Annotated in this window: 15 protein-coding genes; 9 read left to right on the top strand and 6 right to left on the bottom strand. The window is 47.8% G+C overall.

The features are described 5' to 3' along the window. Positions 1–19: 19 nt before the first annotated feature. Both AC5W14_RS11740 and AC5W14_RS11735 read right to left on the bottom strand, forming a co-directional pair. A complete protein-coding gene (locus AC5W14_RS11740; RefSeq protein ID WP_496194493.1) occupies positions 20–1,021 on the bottom strand; it encodes an LLM class flavin-dependent oxidoreductase in 1,002 nt (333 codons plus the stop codon). A gap of 15 nt (positions 1,022–1,036) precedes the next feature. Further along, positions 1,037–1,366: a tRNA-binding protein gene (locus tag AC5W14_RS11735; RefSeq protein WP_496057540.1), complete on the bottom strand. Its 330-nt coding sequence runs from the start codon at positions 1,364–1,366 to the stop codon at positions 1,037–1,039. Positions 1,367–1,487: 121 nt separating this feature from the next. On the opposite strand from AC5W14_RS11735, the gene AC5W14_RS11730 reads away from it, so the two are divergent. Beyond that, positions 1,488–2,522: an aldose epimerase family protein gene (locus tag AC5W14_RS11730; protein WP_496194492.1), complete on the top strand. Its 1,035-nt coding sequence runs from the start codon at positions 1,488–1,490 to the stop codon at positions 2,520–2,522. Positions 2,523–2,675: 153 nt separating this feature from the next. On the opposite strand, the gene AC5W14_RS11725 is transcribed toward AC5W14_RS11730, so the two are convergent. Next, the gene (locus tag AC5W14_RS11725; RefSeq protein WP_496057538.1) at positions 2,676–3,227 is read right to left on the bottom strand and encodes a GbsR/MarR family transcriptional regulator; all 552 of its coding nucleotides are present in this window, start codon (positions 3,225–3,227) and stop codon (positions 2,676–2,678) included. Between the two features lie 263 nt (positions 3,228–3,490). Here AC5W14_RS11725 and AC5W14_RS11720 point away from each other — a divergent pair, with 263 nt between their 5' ends. Genes AC5W14_RS11720 through AC5W14_RS11710 form a run of 3 tightly spaced genes read left to right on the top strand, consistent with a single transcriptional unit; the run spans position 3,491 to position 6,549 of the window. Further along, entirely contained in the window at positions 3,491–4,720 is a 1,230-nt protein-coding gene (locus AC5W14_RS11720; protein WP_496057537.1) for a quaternary amine ABC transporter ATP-binding protein, read from the top strand. Next, positions 4,680–5,519 (top strand): ABC transporter permease, encoded by an 840-nt coding sequence (locus AC5W14_RS11715; RefSeq protein WP_496057536.1) that lies wholly within the window; start codon positions 4,680–4,682, stop codon positions 5,517–5,519. The genes AC5W14_RS11720 and AC5W14_RS11715 overlap by 41 nt, the downstream gene beginning before the upstream one ends. A 58-nt stretch (positions 5,520–5,577) precedes the next feature. Beyond that, positions 5,578–6,549 carry a glycine betaine ABC transporter substrate-binding protein gene (locus tag AC5W14_RS11710; RefSeq protein ID WP_496057535.1) on the top strand — a complete coding sequence of 324 codons (972 nt, stop codon included), beginning with the start codon at positions 5,578–5,580 and terminating at the stop codon, positions 6,547–6,549. 65 nt (positions 6,550–6,614) lie between these two features. Here AC5W14_RS11710 and AC5W14_RS11705 read toward each other — a convergent pair whose 3' ends face one another. Further along, positions 6,615–7,352 carry an SDR family NAD(P)-dependent oxidoreductase gene (locus AC5W14_RS11705; protein WP_496194491.1) on the bottom strand — a complete coding sequence of 246 codons (738 nt, stop codon included), beginning with the start codon at positions 7,350–7,352 and terminating at the stop codon, positions 6,615–6,617. 239 nt (positions 7,353–7,591) lie between these two features. Next, positions 7,592–7,831 carry a 4Fe-4S ferredoxin gene (gene fdxA / locus AC5W14_RS11700; RefSeq protein WP_496057533.1) on the bottom strand — a complete coding sequence of 80 codons (240 nt, stop codon included), beginning with the start codon at positions 7,829–7,831 and terminating at the stop codon, positions 7,592–7,594. 233 nt (positions 7,832–8,064) lie between these two features. Here fdxA and AC5W14_RS11695 point away from each other — a divergent pair, with 233 nt between their 5' ends. Both AC5W14_RS11695 and AC5W14_RS11690 read left to right on the top strand, forming a co-directional pair. Then, on the top strand, positions 8,065–9,840 hold the full coding sequence (locus AC5W14_RS11695) for an SLC13 family permease (RefSeq protein ID WP_496194490.1): 1,776 nt from the start codon (positions 8,065–8,067) through the stop codon (positions 9,838–9,840). Between the two features lie 37 nt (positions 9,841–9,877). Beyond that, positions 9,878–10,447, top strand: coding sequence for a TetR/AcrR family transcriptional regulator (locus AC5W14_RS11690; protein ID WP_496194489.1), 570 nt, complete (start codon positions 9,878–9,880; stop codon positions 10,445–10,447). 270 nt (positions 10,448–10,717) lie between these two features. Here AC5W14_RS11690 and AC5W14_RS11685 read toward each other — a convergent pair whose 3' ends face one another. After that, positions 10,718–11,113, bottom strand: a complete 396-nt coding sequence (locus tag AC5W14_RS11685; protein WP_496057530.1) for a single-stranded DNA-binding protein — start codon at positions 11,111–11,113, stop codon at positions 10,718–10,720. 298 nt (positions 11,114–11,411) lie between these two features. Between AC5W14_RS11685 and AC5W14_RS11680 the strand changes: the two genes are divergently transcribed. The 3 genes from AC5W14_RS11680 to AC5W14_RS11670 all read left to right on the top strand — a co-directional run bounded on the left by AC5W14_RS11680 (position 11,412) and on the right by AC5W14_RS11670 (position 15,965). After that, on the top strand, positions 11,412–14,531 hold the full coding sequence (locus tag AC5W14_RS11680) for an efflux RND transporter permease subunit (protein WP_496194488.1): 3,120 nt from the start codon (positions 11,412–11,414) through the stop codon (positions 14,529–14,531). A 121-nt stretch (positions 14,532–14,652) separates the two neighbouring features. Then, the gene (galU, locus tag AC5W14_RS11675; protein ID WP_496194487.1) at positions 14,653–15,531 is read left to right on the top strand and encodes a UTP--glucose-1-phosphate uridylyltransferase GalU; all 879 of its coding nucleotides are present in this window, start codon (positions 14,653–14,655) and stop codon (positions 15,529–15,531) included. A gap of 116 nt (positions 15,532–15,647) precedes the next feature. Then, on the top strand, positions 15,648–15,965 hold the full coding sequence (locus tag AC5W14_RS11670) for a transposase (RefSeq protein WP_496194486.1): 318 nt from the start codon (positions 15,648–15,650) through the stop codon (positions 15,963–15,965). The last annotated feature ends 2 nt before the right edge of the window (positions 15,966–15,967 follow it).

The raw sequence follows: 15,967 nt of genomic DNA, 5'->3' as shown, positions 1-15,967 counted from the left end.
AGCGTTCCGGGTTTTTTGGTTATTCGGATAAGCCGAATGCCTCGGCCAGAAGCGTATACGAACGCAGCCGGGCTTCGTGGTCGTAAATGTTGGTAATAATAAGGGCCTCGTCCGCCTGATATTGTTCGGCCAGTTTTTCAAGCTTTACTTTGACGAATGACGGAGTGCCTACAATCGTCCGGGCCCGGTTTTCCCTGATCCGTTTTTTATCCTCTTCGGATAAACGCTGCTGGAACAGTTCGTCCGGGGAAGGGAGCTTCGTGCTCGTCCCTTTTTCTACGTTTAGAAGCCATCTGTCCTGGCTCAATGCGAGCTTGTCAGCTTCATCCTGCGTAGGAGCACATACGACAAAAATGCAGAAATTAACCGCTGGGGAAGGAAGCCGTTCGCTTGGAACAAAGCTTTCCATATAAGCTTCCGCCGCCTCCCGGCCCTGGGTTGGATTAATAAAATGGCCGTATGTAAAGCCGGCGCTGTTCTTTGCTGCGTGTTTGGCTCCACGGGTGGAAAGACCTAGCACCCAGGTTTCCGGAAGAAACGTGGTCATGGGAGAAGCTTTAATCGATGCGTAAGGGTGCCCGCTTGGCAGGCTGCTGTCGATAAATCCCTGCAGATCCGCCAAAAGGCGCGGGAATTCAATTAAATTTTTCTTCACGCCGTCGGTCAAAGCCAGACGGATCGTCTGTCCGCCTCCCGGTGACCGGCCGACCCCAAGGTCGATGCGGCCGGGAAATAAGGCTTCCAGCATTTTAAAGTTTTCGGCAACTTTATATGGACTGTACTGCGGAAGCAGAACGCCGCCCGAGCCGACCCGGATACGGCTCGTACAGGAAGCCAGGTGGGAAATTAATATTTCCGGCGAGGTGCTGGCAAGCCCGCTTGTACTATGGTGTTCTGCGACCCAGAAGCGGGTATAGCCGAGTGCTTCTGCATGACGGGCCAGTTCTTTCGTGTTGCAGAGAGCTTCATGAGCGTCAGAGCCGGAGGGGATGGGTGACTGGTCTAATACACTTAGTTTCAAACAAACGCAACCTTTCTATCCTAATTTGCTTCCGTTATTGATTGGTTTATCGGGCTGTATCAGTACGACGCCGTCTTCTGAATATAATCCTAATACGAGTACTTCAGAACGGAACCCGGCGATCCGGCGGACAGGGAAATTAACGACCGCCAGCACCTGTTTTCCGATAAGCTCTTTTTTTGTATAAAGGTCTGTCAGCTGGGCACTGGATTGTTTCCGGCCCAGTTCTTCACCGAAATCGATCCATAATTGATAAGCAGGTTTTACTGCTTCGGGAAAATCCTCTGACGCAGTGATCGTGCCGGCACGTATATCGAGCGCATTGAAGTCCTCTATAGACGCCATAGGTATCTCCTCCTGGAAAAAGTATAGCATGAGCCGGAGTAGATTTTTAGAAAAAAAGCATGAATCCGGAATAAAATGGGAATAAGAGGCAGGACGACCAAAACGGGAGGCAGACATTATTATGATAAAACAAAAAGAACTTGGCACATATTCAGGAAAAACGTTAACAGAAATAGAACTCACAAATGACAGCGGACTCCGCGTTACGGCATTAAACCTGGGGTGCCGGATCAACGGCATTTATTTAAAAAATGAAAAAGGGGAAGAAGAGAACCTGGTTCTTGCTTATGAAGATCCGGCTGATTATGTCACCGACGGCAATGCGCTCGGAGCTGTAGTCGGACGCGTAGCGGGGAGAATACCCAACGCCGAGGCAGAAATAGAAGGGCAGAAGTACCCGCTTACGAAGAACCATGGGGATCATCACCTGCACGGCGGAGACACAGGATTTGCCCACGTATGCTGGGACGTGGAAATTCAGGATGATGAGAAGAGGCCGGCTGTTGTATTTTCCTATACATCCGAGGACGGCGAAGAAGGATACCCGGGCCGGCTGGATGTAACGGTCACGTACACATTGGAACAGGACATGCTCACCATTGACTATAAAGCGTCCAGCGATCAAGCGACGCTTGTCAGCTTAACGAACCACAGCTATTTTAATTTGAGCGGAGACGTGCAGAGCTCTGTGCTGAATCAGACGCTCAAAGGCCCGGCTGAAGGGATGCTCGAGCTGGACGGGGAAATGATCCCGACAGGCGAGGTACTTCCGGCAGCGGACATCTTTCCGATGCAGCAGGGAGAAGCGATCAACGCCGTGAAAAAAAATGATCACCCGCAGCTTCTTTTAGCCGGCAGCGGACTGGACCATTTCTTTATCTGGGGAAATAAAAAAGAGGATATCGTGTTTACAGGCGATACCGGAATCAAAATGACGGTGCAGACAACAGAGCCCGGGGCGGTTATTTTCTCCGCTGCCCAGATGGGTGATGATCTGAAGCTCAAAACCGGCGCCTCGTTTCCGTTTGCCGGTCTTTGTATTGAAACACAGCGCCTTCCTGTCGGCTTTTCCAGCCAGGGGAAAACCTGCGAATTGAAAAAAGGGGAAACGTATCAGGCATCTACGAGCTTTCACTTTGCTCCCCGGCTGAAATAAGAAAAACCGGGACTGTCCCACTTACTTTTGTTATGATCCTTACCCTTATTAACAGCGAAATGAGAAAATAGACGATCAACCTCTTTTTTAACAAACTGAAACCGCAGCTCCCTTAACGGAGGCTGCGGTTTTTTTGCGTTATTTTACAATGGTTCAAGAAGGACGGCGCGGCACCCAGTCAAATATTTTACCGCTTTCAAAGATGAGAATCACTTCATCGAGCCATTCGTAGTATTCTACAGCTCCTTCGAGCTTATCTATATCCATATGTATCATCTCGACGTGCTCATCCAGCTCGCAGGAAAGCAGCAGCGTACGCAGTTCCTTCAGCGCCTGAAGCGCTGCCCGGTGGTTATTATCCGTCGCTTCCCTCCAACGTGTGACAAACACAGAAGTGAATGATTTGTACCAGTCCTGTTCCGTCTGGTATAAATCCTTGCGGACTCCTTTTTCCCATACTCTTTCTACCATAGAAGCTTCCATCAGTGACCGAATACCCGTGCTCATACTCATTTTGCTCATACTGAGGGCGTCGCTCATTTCATCAAGCGTCATCGGCCGCTCGGCAAAAAGAACGGTCCCATAGAGGCGGCCATTGGTTTCCGATACATTATATAATCCCATGTTCTGGGCAATGACCGAGATGAACTGGTGTCTGATCTGCTCCAGCTGCGTTACTGCCGGCAGCTCCCCTTTTTTATCCATACGCACACTCCCTGATTAAACTGCACATTACGTTCAGAATAGCAGATAAGCAGTAAGCGGGATAATGAGATATAGGCAGGCAAAAGCAGGATACAGCGATTATCTATGTGAAAAGACAGCTGTAAAGAGCGTACAGTATATATTTTATAAAGAATACGCGCTTATATACGCGATTATCCGATTTGCGCCATTTTTCCCATAATTGTATAGTAATAGAGAAGCATGAAAAAGGGCGCAGGCTTGTATGGAAAGAGGGAAAGACGATGGCAGTGAAGATTAAAGTAGAAGAAATCACGAAGATCTTCGGGAAAAAGCCGAAAAAGGCACTGGAACTTCTAAACCAGAACGTGTCTAAAGATGACATTTTAAAAGCTACGGGAAATACCGTAGGGGTAAACAAAGCCTCTTTTGAAGTAGAAGAAGGAGAGATTTTTGTTATTATGGGACTTTCCGGAAGCGGGAAATCCACCCTAGTACGGCTATTCAACCGATTAATTGAACCAACAGCCGGCAGTGTCTGGATTGATGGAGAAGACCTGGCAAAGATGGATGAAAAAACGCTGCGTGATGCACGACGCAAAAAAATGAGCATGGTTTTCCAAAAATTCGGTCTTTTTCCATTCCGGACGATTCAAAGCAATGTGGAATATGGTCTTGAAATTCAAGGTATGGATCCGGCCGAACGAAAAGAAAAAGCATGGAAATCGTTAGAACTTGTAGGCCTGCAGGGATATGAGAACATGCATCCGGACGAGTTGTCCGGCGGGATGCAGCAGCGGGTAGGACTGGCACGTGCACTGGCCAACGACCCGGATGTGCTGCTGATGGACGAAGCGTTTTCGGCGCTTGACCCTCTTATTCGAAAAGATATGCAGGACGAGCTTCTTGATCTGCAGGGGAAAATGCAAAAAACGATTATCTTTATTACACATGACCTGGACGAGGCTCTCCGCATCGGTGATCGTATTATGATCATGAAAGATGGAGCGGTGATCCAGACGGGAACACCGGAGCAGATTCTGATGCACCCAAAAGATGACTATGTAGAAAAATTCGTAGAAGACGTGGACCGCTCGAAAGTGTTCACAGTAGAGCACGTGATGTCCCGGGCTGAAGCAATAAACATAGAAAAAGAAGGACCACGCGTTGCGCTGCAGCGTATGAAAGAAGGCAACATTTCCAGTATTTTTGTTACAAACCGTCAGAAAGACCTGCTCGGTGTTGTACACTCAGCTGACGTTTCCCGCCTGGTGCAAGAAGGAAAAGACAGCGTAGAGGAAGTTATTGAAAGGAATGTGCCAACTGTTGAAAAAGGAACCGTACTTAAAGAAATGATGAATCTGCTTACGTATACAAACATTCCTCTTGCGGTCGTAGAGGATAATAAATTAAAAGGTATAGTGTTCCGGGGTTCGGTTATGGCGGCACTATCAGGCGGGGAGGTAATCGAGCATGGAGCTTCTTCCGAAACTGCCGTTGGCAGCATGGATTGATGCATTTGTTGAATGGCTGACAAATGCAGAGTTTTTCTTTGATTCTCTGACAAACGGCATCGGCTGGATTATCAGTTCGATTGAAGGTATATTCAGCTTTCCGCCGGCCTGGCTGCTTATGATTATTATTGTCCTGCTTACTTATTTCCTGGCAGGAAGGAAAATAGGGTTAACGCTTTTTGTGCTGCTGGGACTGTTCTTAATAGATAACCTCGGCTTCTGGAACGATATGATATTAACGCTTTCGATTGTTCTGACCGCGTCTATTATCTCGATTGTCATTGGGGTGCCTATCGGCATTTGGATGGCAAAAAAGGGATTAGTGGAAAATATAGTAAAACCTGTTCTTGACTTTATGCAGACAATGCCCGCATTTGTTTACCTTATTCCAGCGGTAGCATTCTTTGGAATTGGTATGGTACCGGGGGTTGTGGCCTCTGTTATTTTCGCCATGCCACCGACGATCCGCTTTACGAATCTCGGTATCCGTCAGGTTTCTACAGAAGTCATTGAGGCGGCGGATGCGTTTGGTTCCACCGGCTCCCAAAAGCTGTTTAAAGTCCAGCTTCCAATGGCTAAAGCAACGATCATGGCCGGTATTAACCAGACGATTATGCTTGCACTGTCGATGGTTGTTATTGCTTCCATGATTGGGGCCCAGGGTCTTGGAACGGCTGTCTATTTTGCCGTAGGACGTAACGATGCAGGCGGCGGTTTTGAAGCCGGTATTGCGATTGTAGTGCTTGCAATCATTCTTGACCGATTGACGCAAAGCTTTGGAGCGAAAGCAAAACAGTAGTTTACCTCCGTTTGTTGGAGTAAACATATATTAAAACAAAAAGGGAGCGGATGAAGGTATGAAAAAGAACTTTAAGTATGTTGGCTTAACAGCAGGTCTATCCTTTACGATAGCCTTAGCTGCGTGCGGAGGCGGCGGCTCTGACGATGCAGAAGAGCAGGACGCTGAATCAGAAGGCGGAGAAGAAACGAGCGAAGAAAACGCTGAAGAAAGCGATGAAGAGAGCGCAGGCGGCAACGTTGGCGAAGAAATGGATTATACAATTACCGGTATTGATGCCGGAGCGGGCGTAATGGCCGCAGCCGATCAGGCAATAGAAGATTACGGCCTTGATGACTGGAATCTGCAGTCAAGCTCAGACGCAGCAATGACAAGTGCGCTCGACGATGCGATTTCCAATGAAGAGCCAATTGTTATTACAGGCTGGAATCCACACTGGATGTTCTCTGTACATGACTTGAAATACTTAGAGGATCCGGAAGGTTCCTTTGGGGAAGCAGAGGATATTCATACCATCGCACGTGAAGGATTGGAAGAAGATGCACCGGAAGCCTATGAAGTTCTTGATAACTTCGAGTGGGAAGGCGCACAGATGGAAGAAGTAATGCTCGAGATTTATGAAGGAGCCGATCCGGAAGAAGCAGCCAGAGCCTGGGTGGATGAAAACGAAGACCAGGTAGGCACATGGACAGAAGGCGTTGAAGAAGTAGACGGCGAGCCGTTAAACCTTGCTTTCGTAGCCTGGGATTCCGAAATTGCCTCGACCAATGTAATCGCGCAGGTATTAATGGATCAAGGTTATGAAGTAGAGACGACACCGATGGAAGCAAACATTATGTTCCAGGCTGTGGCACAGGGAGAGCAGGATGCTATGGTAGCAGCGTGGCTCCCGGCTACACACGAACAGTATTTTAGTGATTACGAAGATCAATTTACCGATCTCGGAGCTAACCTGGAAGGCGCCAGAATTGGCCTTGTTGTTCCGGAATATGTAGAAGCAGACTCTATTGAAGACTTAGCATCAGAATAACAACAAAAAAGGCAGAACCCGATTACACGGGGTTCTGCCTTTTTTTTAGGACGTTTACGTAAGATTTACGCGAGCGAGTATCCGCCGTCGACGACCAGATTGTGTCCATTAATATAGGATGCTTTATCGGAGGAAAGGAAGTAGACGACTTCAGCAATTTCTTTTGGATCGGCCGCTTCCCCGCGGGGGTGTTTTTTCGAGGCTTCGTCAAAGTTGCTTTCTCCTCCATACAGGCGGTGGGCCAGACTTGTGTTGACCGGTCCCGGCGAAATGGCATTAAAGCGCATTTTTTGTTTGGCATGCCTCACAGCAAGTGATTTTGTCATAGCCACCACCCCAGCCTTGGCGCTTGCATAAGCAGGCAGAGCCGAAGGGTATTTTCCATTTCCTACGATCGCTGCGTTGTTAATAATAGAAGCGCCGGCTTTTTTGTCAAAAAGCGGGGTGGCATGCTTGATCATAAGGTAAACACTTTTCAGGTTAGCATCAAACAATGCATTCCAGTCTTCTTCTTTTACACGCTGCAGAGGGCCCAGCGCAAATTCGACCGTGCCGGCGTTGTTAAACAGTACGTCCACTGTTTTATCGGCATCGGCCAGCTCTTGAAAAAACGCTTCGACGTCTTTTTCGCTGCCGGCATCAGCCTGGTGGTAAGTAATGGAGAGATCGCTGTGCTCCTTTTCAAAAGCACTGCCTTTTTCTGCATTCCGGCCGAGTACATGTACCTCGTATCCTTTTTCCGCAAATAGAACGGCGGTGGCACTGCCTATTCCTGAGGTTCCTCCTGAAATGACTGCTAGCATGGTTATCCATCCCTTCCCGTATTTGTATAGTATGTATATACCTTTTGTACAGGAATTGAAAACCTGGCTGATCGATAAACACAAAAAATCCCCCGGCAGGGCCGGAGGATTTTCTGCTGTAGCACAATTACGGATGCAGATAATGTATCTGATCTATAATCGAGGTATGGGGTGGGTAATAATAGTATTCCCACTTTTCAAGAAATTAATCCTTTTTTTATCATATTCTCACATTTGTTTTACGTCGTTCCGTAGAATTCTTTTGCTTTTTCAAGAAAAGACTCTGTAGCGGGAGTCAGCTCATCTTCCTCCACAATGGCATCTACTGGACAGACAACAATACAGGCTCCGCAGTCGATGCAGACATCCGGGTCAATAAAGTACTGGTCCGGACCTTCTTCAATACAGTCTACCGGGCAGACATCGACGCAGTCGCCGGCTTTTTCACCAATACACGGGTCGAGAATAACGAAAGCCATTTTTCCACCCCCTTCATTGATCTTATTGTAACATGGAACATTACTATTTTATGCTATCTATATACCCTTTAACGGATAAAAACCATCTTCTTGTTTATTAGGTGATTTTTCTTTTCCACCCGGTTAAAGGGTTCTTTACATTTAGGGACGGAAAGGTATAATGATGGATACATTGTTAAATGCACAATACATATAAAATTACTTGGTTATTAACAAAAAAGGAGCTTAACGGCATGACCTGGGAAATAATCGCGCTTGCCCTGATCATCATCGTTATGATGGGGGCTCTCATAAAAGAATTAGCTCCTCCTGAAGTGATTTTGCTGCTTGCACTCAGTGTGCTTGTCCTAAGCGGCATTCTTTCTTTGCCTGACGCGTTAACCGGTTTTACGAACCAGGGCATGCTGACCGTAGGACTGCTTTGTATCGTGGCAGGCTCGGTGCAGCGAAGCGGTCTGGTCGAATCCTTTATTAACCGGATTTTAAGCAAAGGGGAAACGCAGCGGCAGTCTCTTCTCCGTATATTGATTCCGTCTTCTATTTTGTCCGGTTTTTTAAATAATACGCCCATTGTGGCAACTTTTTCCCCACTTGTAAGGCAGTGGTGTGAGCGCCATGACGTATCTCCTTCGAAGTTTCTGCTGCCGCTGTCCTATGCGACAATTACAGGTGGTACGATGACACTCATTGGAACATCTACAAATTTAGTCGTGCACGGCATGCTCGTAGAAAGAGGGTATGACGGGTTTTCTTTTTTTCAGCTCAGTATTATCGGTATTCCTATTACGATTGCTTTAATCATTTTTATTGTGCTGCTGGGACCCGTGCTTCTTCCGAACAGGGTGCCGCCTTCTGATTTTCTTAAAGATGACCGCAAGCGTTTTATGATGGAGTTTATCGTAGAGAATACGGAAACGTATCACTTGAAAACGATCCGTTCGTCCGGGTTATGGACGGAAAAATCCATCGAAATAAAAGATATTTACCGGAAAAACAAACGCCAGCTGCATTGGGATGAGCAGTTTATCCTGCAGGAAGGGGACCGCCTCTGGATCAGAGGCACCCTGGATGCTCTGGCTGCAATGGAACGAAAAGAAGGCATCCGCCATTATTCTTCCGAACAGTACGGCATCGACAAACTAAGGGACGGGGAAAACCGCCTGCTTGAAGTAGTCGTGACCCACTATTCGTCGCTGCTTTTTCAGTCGATCGGATCGATTTCGTTTGCGGAACGGTTTGATGCGCAAGTGGCCGGCGTCCACCGCCACCAGGATGTACAGGAAAGCAGCCTGAATGATATTTCCGTAAAACCGGGAGACACTCTGCTGCTGCTGGCGGGGCCTCAGTTTGAAGAAAAAACCCTTCATCATAATGAATTTACCGTGCTTCTGAAAAAAGAGAACCCTTTTTTTACACTGCCTTCCTGGAAAGCGATCCTCCCGGTCATCCTGATGACTGGAATGGTGATGCTTTCCGCCCTGCAGCTCGTGCCTATTTTCTATGCCGCTCTCGCTGTAACAGGCATTCTGCTGCTGCTGCGCGTCATGACGGTTAAAGAAGCTGTGGATTATATTCCCATTCCGATTCTGCTGGTGATTTCTGCTGCATTTGGAGTGGGGGAAGCGATGCTGCAGACAGGAGCCGCCGCATTCGGAGCGGGGCAGCTGATTAACTGGATTCAGCCGTTTGGGATCATCGGCATCTTTATCGTGATTTATATTATTACCAATCTGTTTACTGAAATGATCACCAATAACGCCGCCGCTATCATTATGCTGCCGATTTCGATAGAAGCCGCAGGGCTTCTCGGCATTGACATTCTGCCGTTGGCAGTCATTGTGGCAATTGCCGCATCGGCCAGTTTTATAACGCCGATCGGCTATCAGACGAACCTGTTTGTATACCACCAGGCCGGATACCGGTTTACCGATTTTATGAGGCTCGGTATTCCCGTCAGCTTTTTTGTTATGTTGATCACGGTAACAATTACGTGGATTGTATGGGTGTAGTACAATAGAAGAACTAGACAAAAAGGAGACTTCATCCATGGCAAGACATCGTACCCTTGAAAAAGAACGGCTTTTCGAAGAAACAGAAAAGCTGCTGCTTGAAGAGGGTTATCATTCCTTTCATTTTCAGGCGCTCTCCAAACGGCTCGGTGTGGCACGAAGTACTATTTATAATTATTATTCAAAAAAAGAAGAGCTGGTCACCGAGTACATGATGTATGTTATTGACCAGATTATGCAGCGCATGGAAAAAGCAGCTGTTATAGAACCTTTCGAAGAAAAGCTCAAAGCCTTTCTCGCCGTATGGATTGATTATGCGGATATTCACCAATCCCTGCAGATTTTACCCGTAATGGACCATCATGCTTCTCCTTTAGTGGAAAGAAATGTAGAACGGCTGTTCAGCTTTTTCGGTACGCTGAACCGCCATGTGCAACTGCTGATTGAAGAGGGAAAAGCGAGCGGACATATCGACCGGGAACTCTCCGGAACGGCACTGAATGCTATTATTATGTCTCTTGTGAGAGCCCCAAATGCCAGGCTGACCCGGGACGTATGGGTAGATACGATATATGCAGTACTTACAAAAGGAATGAGCCCGGGATAAAATAGTTTCCGCGGCTTCCTTTTTATGTTATAAATGACACAAGCGTCATATTTAAGCAGTCAAAGCGGCTGTTTTCTTTTTTGGAAAAAGGTGACACATGTGTCATTTAAAAGGCACCGCGGATAGAGGATCCGCAGTGCACTAATAATATGTGAGTGTATTGGGATGATAGTAGAGGGGGAATGTCGAAGATATATAGAGGGATTGCTGTCCAGATTTAGATAGGCACTCACATAGAAGACAGCAGAAGAATATCTGTTTAGCTGATGGTTAAGAAAAAACCGGATCTTCCATTGGTTCATCTTCATCTGCCGCAAAGTTATGCAGGACAGACGTTTCTTTTTGAGGCTGTAGTTTTAAAAACCGGACCTGTTCGGCATTTACTTCCACGACGTGTACGCGCTGCTGGTCTTTATTGTCATAGGAACGGGTATGTATCCGTCCTGTTACACCGACAGTGTCACCTTTATGGCAGTAGGATGCTGTGTTTTCTGCCTGCTTTCTCCAGACGGTAACGGGAACAAAGTCAGCTCCATATTCTCCCTGCTGGTTTTTAAAATGGCGCTGAACGGCCAGGGTGAAACGGCAGACGGCAACTCCTTCTTTTGTATACAATAATTCCGGGTCCTTCGTGAAACGTCCAACCATCGTGACTTGATTAAACATACATAGCTCCTTTATGAAAGTATAGGGTGTTCTGCGTACTTAGATGAACGGATAAGGCAGCGGGTGGGTTCAAAGCTTTAATACTAAAGGGGATAAAATACAGGTGGCGTCCTGCTGGGGTAATACTTGAAGGGGTGGTGCATAGAAACTGCGGGCGCAATAAGGGGGAGGCGTCCGGCAGTACGAACATCAAGCGATAAAGCGTTAACGACTCTCCTTTCTTTTTAAGTTGTCTTTAATATACCAGAAGTTTGGGTAAAAAGCACTACATATTTAATAAAAATTAGGAGGTTTTTTCATGATTGAACAAATCATCAAAAAGCGGAAGATTACTATCCTTTTTTTCATTATGCTCTGTCTTGTCGGGGGGCTGGCGTTTTTGCAGCTCCCGCAGAAAGAAATTCCCGCTATTGATCCACCGGTCGGGCAGATTAACACAGTGTATCCCGGTGCTTCCGCGGAAGCTGTGGAATCGAGCCTCACTAATCCACTGGAGGAAGCAACGGCGGACGTACAGGGCATTGCCGAAGTAACGTCTGTGTCGAGTCCGGGCTTTTCTTCCGTCACTCTGGAGCTGGAGGAAGGCCGCAGTGACACCAGCGAAATATGGACAGAAATTGAAAGAAACATAAACGAAACAGCGCGCAGCTTCCCGGAAGATGCGGAAGCACCGTCCTTCAGCAACAGCACCGGAGGGCAGGGGCTGGCTATTTACCAGGTGACGCTTGATGAAGAGGCTGACCTCGCAGAAGTGCAGCGCTATATCGAGAGCTGGGAACGAAGCTTTACGCAGCTCCCATCCATTACCGAAGTGGGAGTGGAGGGAGACCTGGAGCGCGAGGTTCGTTTTACGCTTAATCCTGAAGCGCTGGCAGACGAAAGCCTTTCTGCCGGACAGGTTATTGGAGCCGTGAGCGGGGAAATGTCGACAGTACCGCCCGGTGAATGGGAAATAGATGGCAGAAATCAACGCGTGGAGCTTCAGAGTGCTTCTACAGCAGACGAGCTTCAGGAGCTTATTATCGGTGCAGACGAAGAAGGAAACAATCTCCTGCTCTCCGATGTGGGAAGCGCAGCGGATACGCTTGTGCCGGCTGTATCGACTGTTTCTCATAATGGACAGCAGGCGTTGTCTTTAACTTATTTCCTGGCAGAAGATGCAAGCGTCCCTGCAGCGCAGGAGGAGCTTGATCCTGTAATGGATGATTTTGAAGCCGGACTTCCGGAGGGAGCAGCATTGGAGGAGCTTTACACCCAGGCGGATCTGGTGTCCGAATTATTTGCGGATCTGGCGCTTTCTTTTGCTTTGGCTTTTCTCTCTGTATTTCTTATCTGTGCGATTGGCCTTAATTTCAGTACGGCCGCCGCGGTGGGGATTTCTATTCCTGTATCGTTAACGATTGCAGCGATTGTGCTTCCTTTTGCCAACGTCGGACTGGATCAGATTTCCCTGATTGCCTTTATTATCTCGCTTGGTATTCTTGTAGATGATGCGATCGTCGTAAACGAAAACATAGACCGGCGCCTGCGGCTGGGGGATTCTCCTTTTCGGGCGGCCACGCTTGGGGTCAGGCAGGTAGCGGTGTCCGTTATCGTATCAACACTGACCGTAGTGTTCACATTTTTCCCGCTGCTGCTGCTGCCGGGATCGGCCGGAGCCTTTATCCGTCCGCTTCCTGTCGTGCTGATTGCGGCAATTATTGCGTCGACTATTGTAGCGTTGACGATTATGCCTTTGTTTCGCGCCGCACAGGAAGAGCGGGCCCTGCGGCGTCCGAAGAAGCGGAAAAAGTCTTCGTCCCCGGGTCTTCTCGGCTCATGGATTGATAAAGGGGCCGACATATACAGCGCGAACATACTAAAAAAAGTCGTCAAACGCCCGATATTGTTTTCAGCGGGAGGGCTTCTTCTCGGAACTGCGGCCTATGCGCTGATTCCGTTTACACCGATTGAATTTTTCCCGGACACGGATCGGGAAGAAGTATTTATCGAAGCGTCCCTGGAAGAAGGAACGACGCTTGCCGATACGGAGGAAAAAGCCGAAGAGATTGAAACGTGGCTGCTGGAGCAGGAAGAAATCCGCTCTGTCTCTTCCTATGCAGGAACCGAAGTGCCGAGAATATTTAATTCCGGCAACGGCGGCGGGGAACCCGGAGAAAATGATATGCAGTTTCTGGTGTATATTGATGGAAGCGAAGCGGCCGCCCGGGACGTAATGAATACCTGGAATAACGACTGGTCCGGGGAATTCGACGGTATTGTATCAACGAGGGGATCTATCGTAGAGTCCGGTCCTCCAATAGGGGCTCCGATTGCGGTGGAAGTCTCCGGGGAAAACATGGATGATATTCTGCAGACAGCCGAACAGATAGAGCAGATTCTGGCAGACGCAGACGGCGTGCAGGAAACAGAGGCAGACGCTAATAACAATCTTTCTGCTTTGTCCTACGAGGTCGATGAGGAGGCAGCCGCTGATGCCGGCATTGATAAAGAAGCCATCAGCCAGGAGCTCCTTCTGCTTGGAGAAGGAGTGCCGCTTGGCACCATTCAGCAGGGAAACCAGCAGGTGGATATGAGAATATCCTACAATACAGAAGGGACAGTCAGCGAAGAAGACCTGGAGAGCATTGAATTTCCTCCGCAGGCAGAAGGCCCGCCCGCAGACGATGGCGCAGACGCTGTTGCGCTTTCCGAGCTGATTTCCGGGGAGCAGGAAACGTCATTCAGCGCAGTGCCTCATATTGGAACGGAACGGACGGTAACGATTCGTGCCTATCCGGGCAATGAAAATGTAGAAGATGTGGAAGCTGCAGTGGAAGACCCTATTTTGGAAGCAGGGGAAGCGGCCCCGGGAGTAAACGTATCGATTGGCGGGGAAACATCGGAACGTACAGACGTCTTCATTGATATCGGGCAGATTTTTATTCTCGTCGTTTTCCTGATTTTTATTGTTATTGCGATCCCATTTTATTCACTTCTGCTGCCGCTTATCGTGTTAAGCGCGGTGTACCTGTCCACAGCCGGCGCGATTCTCGGCCTGTTTCTCACACAGACGGGCCTTGGATTTATGTCAATGATGGGGGCGGTAAGCCTGGCAGGGATTGTTATTAGAAACGGGCTCGTACTGATTGATTTTATCGAGCAGCGCCTCAAGCAGGGGCTTCCGATTGATCAGGCAGTGCAGCAGGCAGGAAAAGAGCGGTTCCGGCCAATACTGCTGACAAGCTTAACGACAGCGGTCGGCCTGCTTCCGATTGCGTTTGGAAACAACCCGCTGTTTCAGCCGCTTGGTATTGCAATTGTGTCAGGCCTGGTCTTTTCGACACTGCTGACGCTGCTTGTTGTGCCGGCGCTGTATATGATTAAGTACAAAGTTGGCAGCAAAAGAAAGAAAAAGCAGGTACCGGCAGCAGATTGAAATATTTCCAAAAAAAAGGTGGTCACTACCGTACGGAAAAAGATATAATACAGAAGAATGCCTCCAGGAATTCACCTGGAGGTTACATAATAGAAAGAAAAAGTAAAAAGGAGGCCTATTCATGAAAGTAAGAAAAGCGATTATACCGGCTGCCGGTCTGGGCACGAGATTTCTGCCAGCAACAAAGGCGCAGCCGAAGGAAATGCTTCCTATCGTAGATAAGCCGACTATTCAATATATCGTGGAAGAAGCGATTGAGTCCGGTATCGAAGACATTATTATTGTCAGCGGGCGCGGCAAGCGCGCAATCGAAGATCACTTTGACAAATCCTACGAATTGGAAGAAACATTGGCGAAAAAGCAGAAATGGGAGCAGCTTGAAGAGGTCCAGGGCATTTCCAATCTGGCCAACATTCACTACATCCGTCAGAAAGAACCTAAAGGCCTCGGCCATGCGATTGCATGTGCGAGCAGCTTCATCGGAGATGAGCCGTTCGCCGTGCTTCTCGGAGACGATATCGTTAAATCAGAGGAGCCCTGCCTTAAGCAGATGATTGAAGTGTATAATGAATACCAGTCTTCTGTAGTAGGTGTCCAGGAAGTAGAAGACAAAGACGTATCCAAATACGGTATTGTAGAGCCGAAAGGCAAAGAATACAAGCCGGGCATTCTTCCATTAGCCGATTTAAAAGAAAAGCCGAAGCTTGAGGATGCGCCGTCAAACTACGCTATTATGGGACGCTACATTCTGAACCCGGAGATTTTTGAGATATTAAAAAATCTGGCACCCGGCTCCGGTAATGAAATTCAACTGACCGATGCCATTAAAGAATTAAACAAAACGCAGGAAGTACTGGCTTATGAATTTACAGGCCAGCGCTACGACGTAGGGGATAAGTTCGGTTTTGTAAAAGCGACCGTTGACTTTGCGCTTGAGCGTGATGATTTGAAAGACGCGGTCCAGGAGTATCTGGAAAGTGTGATACCTGCCAGAAAATAAAACGAACCACCTTTTACCGGAAGCCGGTATAGACTAACCTAATAATTTGAGACAATATAAAACACCTTCGACATGGTACGATGTAAAAAAGTACGTACAATCGGAGGTGTTTTTGTGTGGGCAAAAATAGATATTCCAGTGAAGTGAAGTGGGCCGTCGTTCAAGCAAAATTGGCAGGTGAACTAACCACGGCAGAAATTATGGAGAAGTACGGGATTAAGAATAAGTCGCAAATTAAGACTTGGATGAAATGGTATAAACAAGGCTATATTTATCGGTTTGACCAACCGATCGGTAAGCAGTATACCTACGGGCTTGGTCCGCCGGACCAATCGGAAGACGATCGAAAAAACCGACAAATCGAGCATTTGAAGATAGAAAACGACATCTTAAAAAAGTATTTGGAGATCAAAAAGGAGGGGAAAAACAAGTAGTA

The sequence above is a fragment of the Sinobaca sp. TMA16-18 genome, from assembly GCF_059510535.1.
The sequence above is the reverse complement of the archived record's forward strand: the minus strand, read 5'-3'. Positions and strand labels throughout refer to the sequence as shown.

What these genes read in the sequence shown, in the direction of transcription:
- AC5W14_RS11735 (WP_496057540.1), bottom strand. Translation starts at nt 1,366, where the DNA reads ATGGCGTCTATAGAGGACTTCAATGCGCTCGATATACGTGCCGGCACG.
- AC5W14_RS11730 (WP_496194492.1), top strand. Translation starts at nt 1,488, where the DNA reads ATGATAAAACAAAAAGAACTTGGCACATATTCAGGAAAAACGTTAACA.
- AC5W14_RS11725 (WP_496057538.1), bottom strand. Translation starts at nt 3,227, where the DNA reads ATGGATAAAAAAGGGGAGCTGCCGGCAGTAACGCAGCTGGAGCAGATC.
- AC5W14_RS11720 (WP_496057537.1), top strand. Translation starts at nt 3,491, where the DNA reads ATGGCAGTGAAGATTAAAGTAGAAGAAATCACGAAGATCTTCGGGAAA.
- AC5W14_RS11715 (WP_496057536.1), top strand. Translation starts at nt 4,680, where the DNA reads ATGGAGCTTCTTCCGAAACTGCCGTTGGCAGCATGGATTGATGCATTT.
- AC5W14_RS11710 (WP_496057535.1), top strand. Translation starts at nt 5,578, where the DNA reads ATGAAAAAGAACTTTAAGTATGTTGGCTTAACAGCAGGTCTATCCTTT.
- AC5W14_RS11705 (WP_496194491.1), bottom strand. Translation starts at nt 7,352, where the DNA reads ATGCTAGCAGTCATTTCAGGAGGAACCTCAGGAATAGGCAGTGCCACC.
- fdxA (WP_496057533.1), bottom strand. Translation starts at nt 7,831, where the DNA reads ATGGCTTTCGTTATTCTCGACCCGTGTATTGGTGAAAAAGCCGGCGAC.
- AC5W14_RS11695 (WP_496194490.1), top strand. Translation starts at nt 8,065, where the DNA reads ATGACCTGGGAAATAATCGCGCTTGCCCTGATCATCATCGTTATGATG.
- AC5W14_RS11690 (WP_496194489.1), top strand. Translation starts at nt 9,878, where the DNA reads ATGGCAAGACATCGTACCCTTGAAAAAGAACGGCTTTTCGAAGAAACA.
- AC5W14_RS11685 (WP_496057530.1), bottom strand. Translation starts at nt 11,113, where the DNA reads ATGTTTAATCAAGTCACGATGGTTGGACGTTTCACGAAGGACCCGGAA.
- AC5W14_RS11680 (WP_496194488.1), top strand. Translation starts at nt 11,412, where the DNA reads ATGATTGAACAAATCATCAAAAAGCGGAAGATTACTATCCTTTTTTTC.
- galU (WP_496194487.1), top strand. Translation starts at nt 14,653, where the DNA reads ATGAAAGTAAGAAAAGCGATTATACCGGCTGCCGGTCTGGGCACGAGA.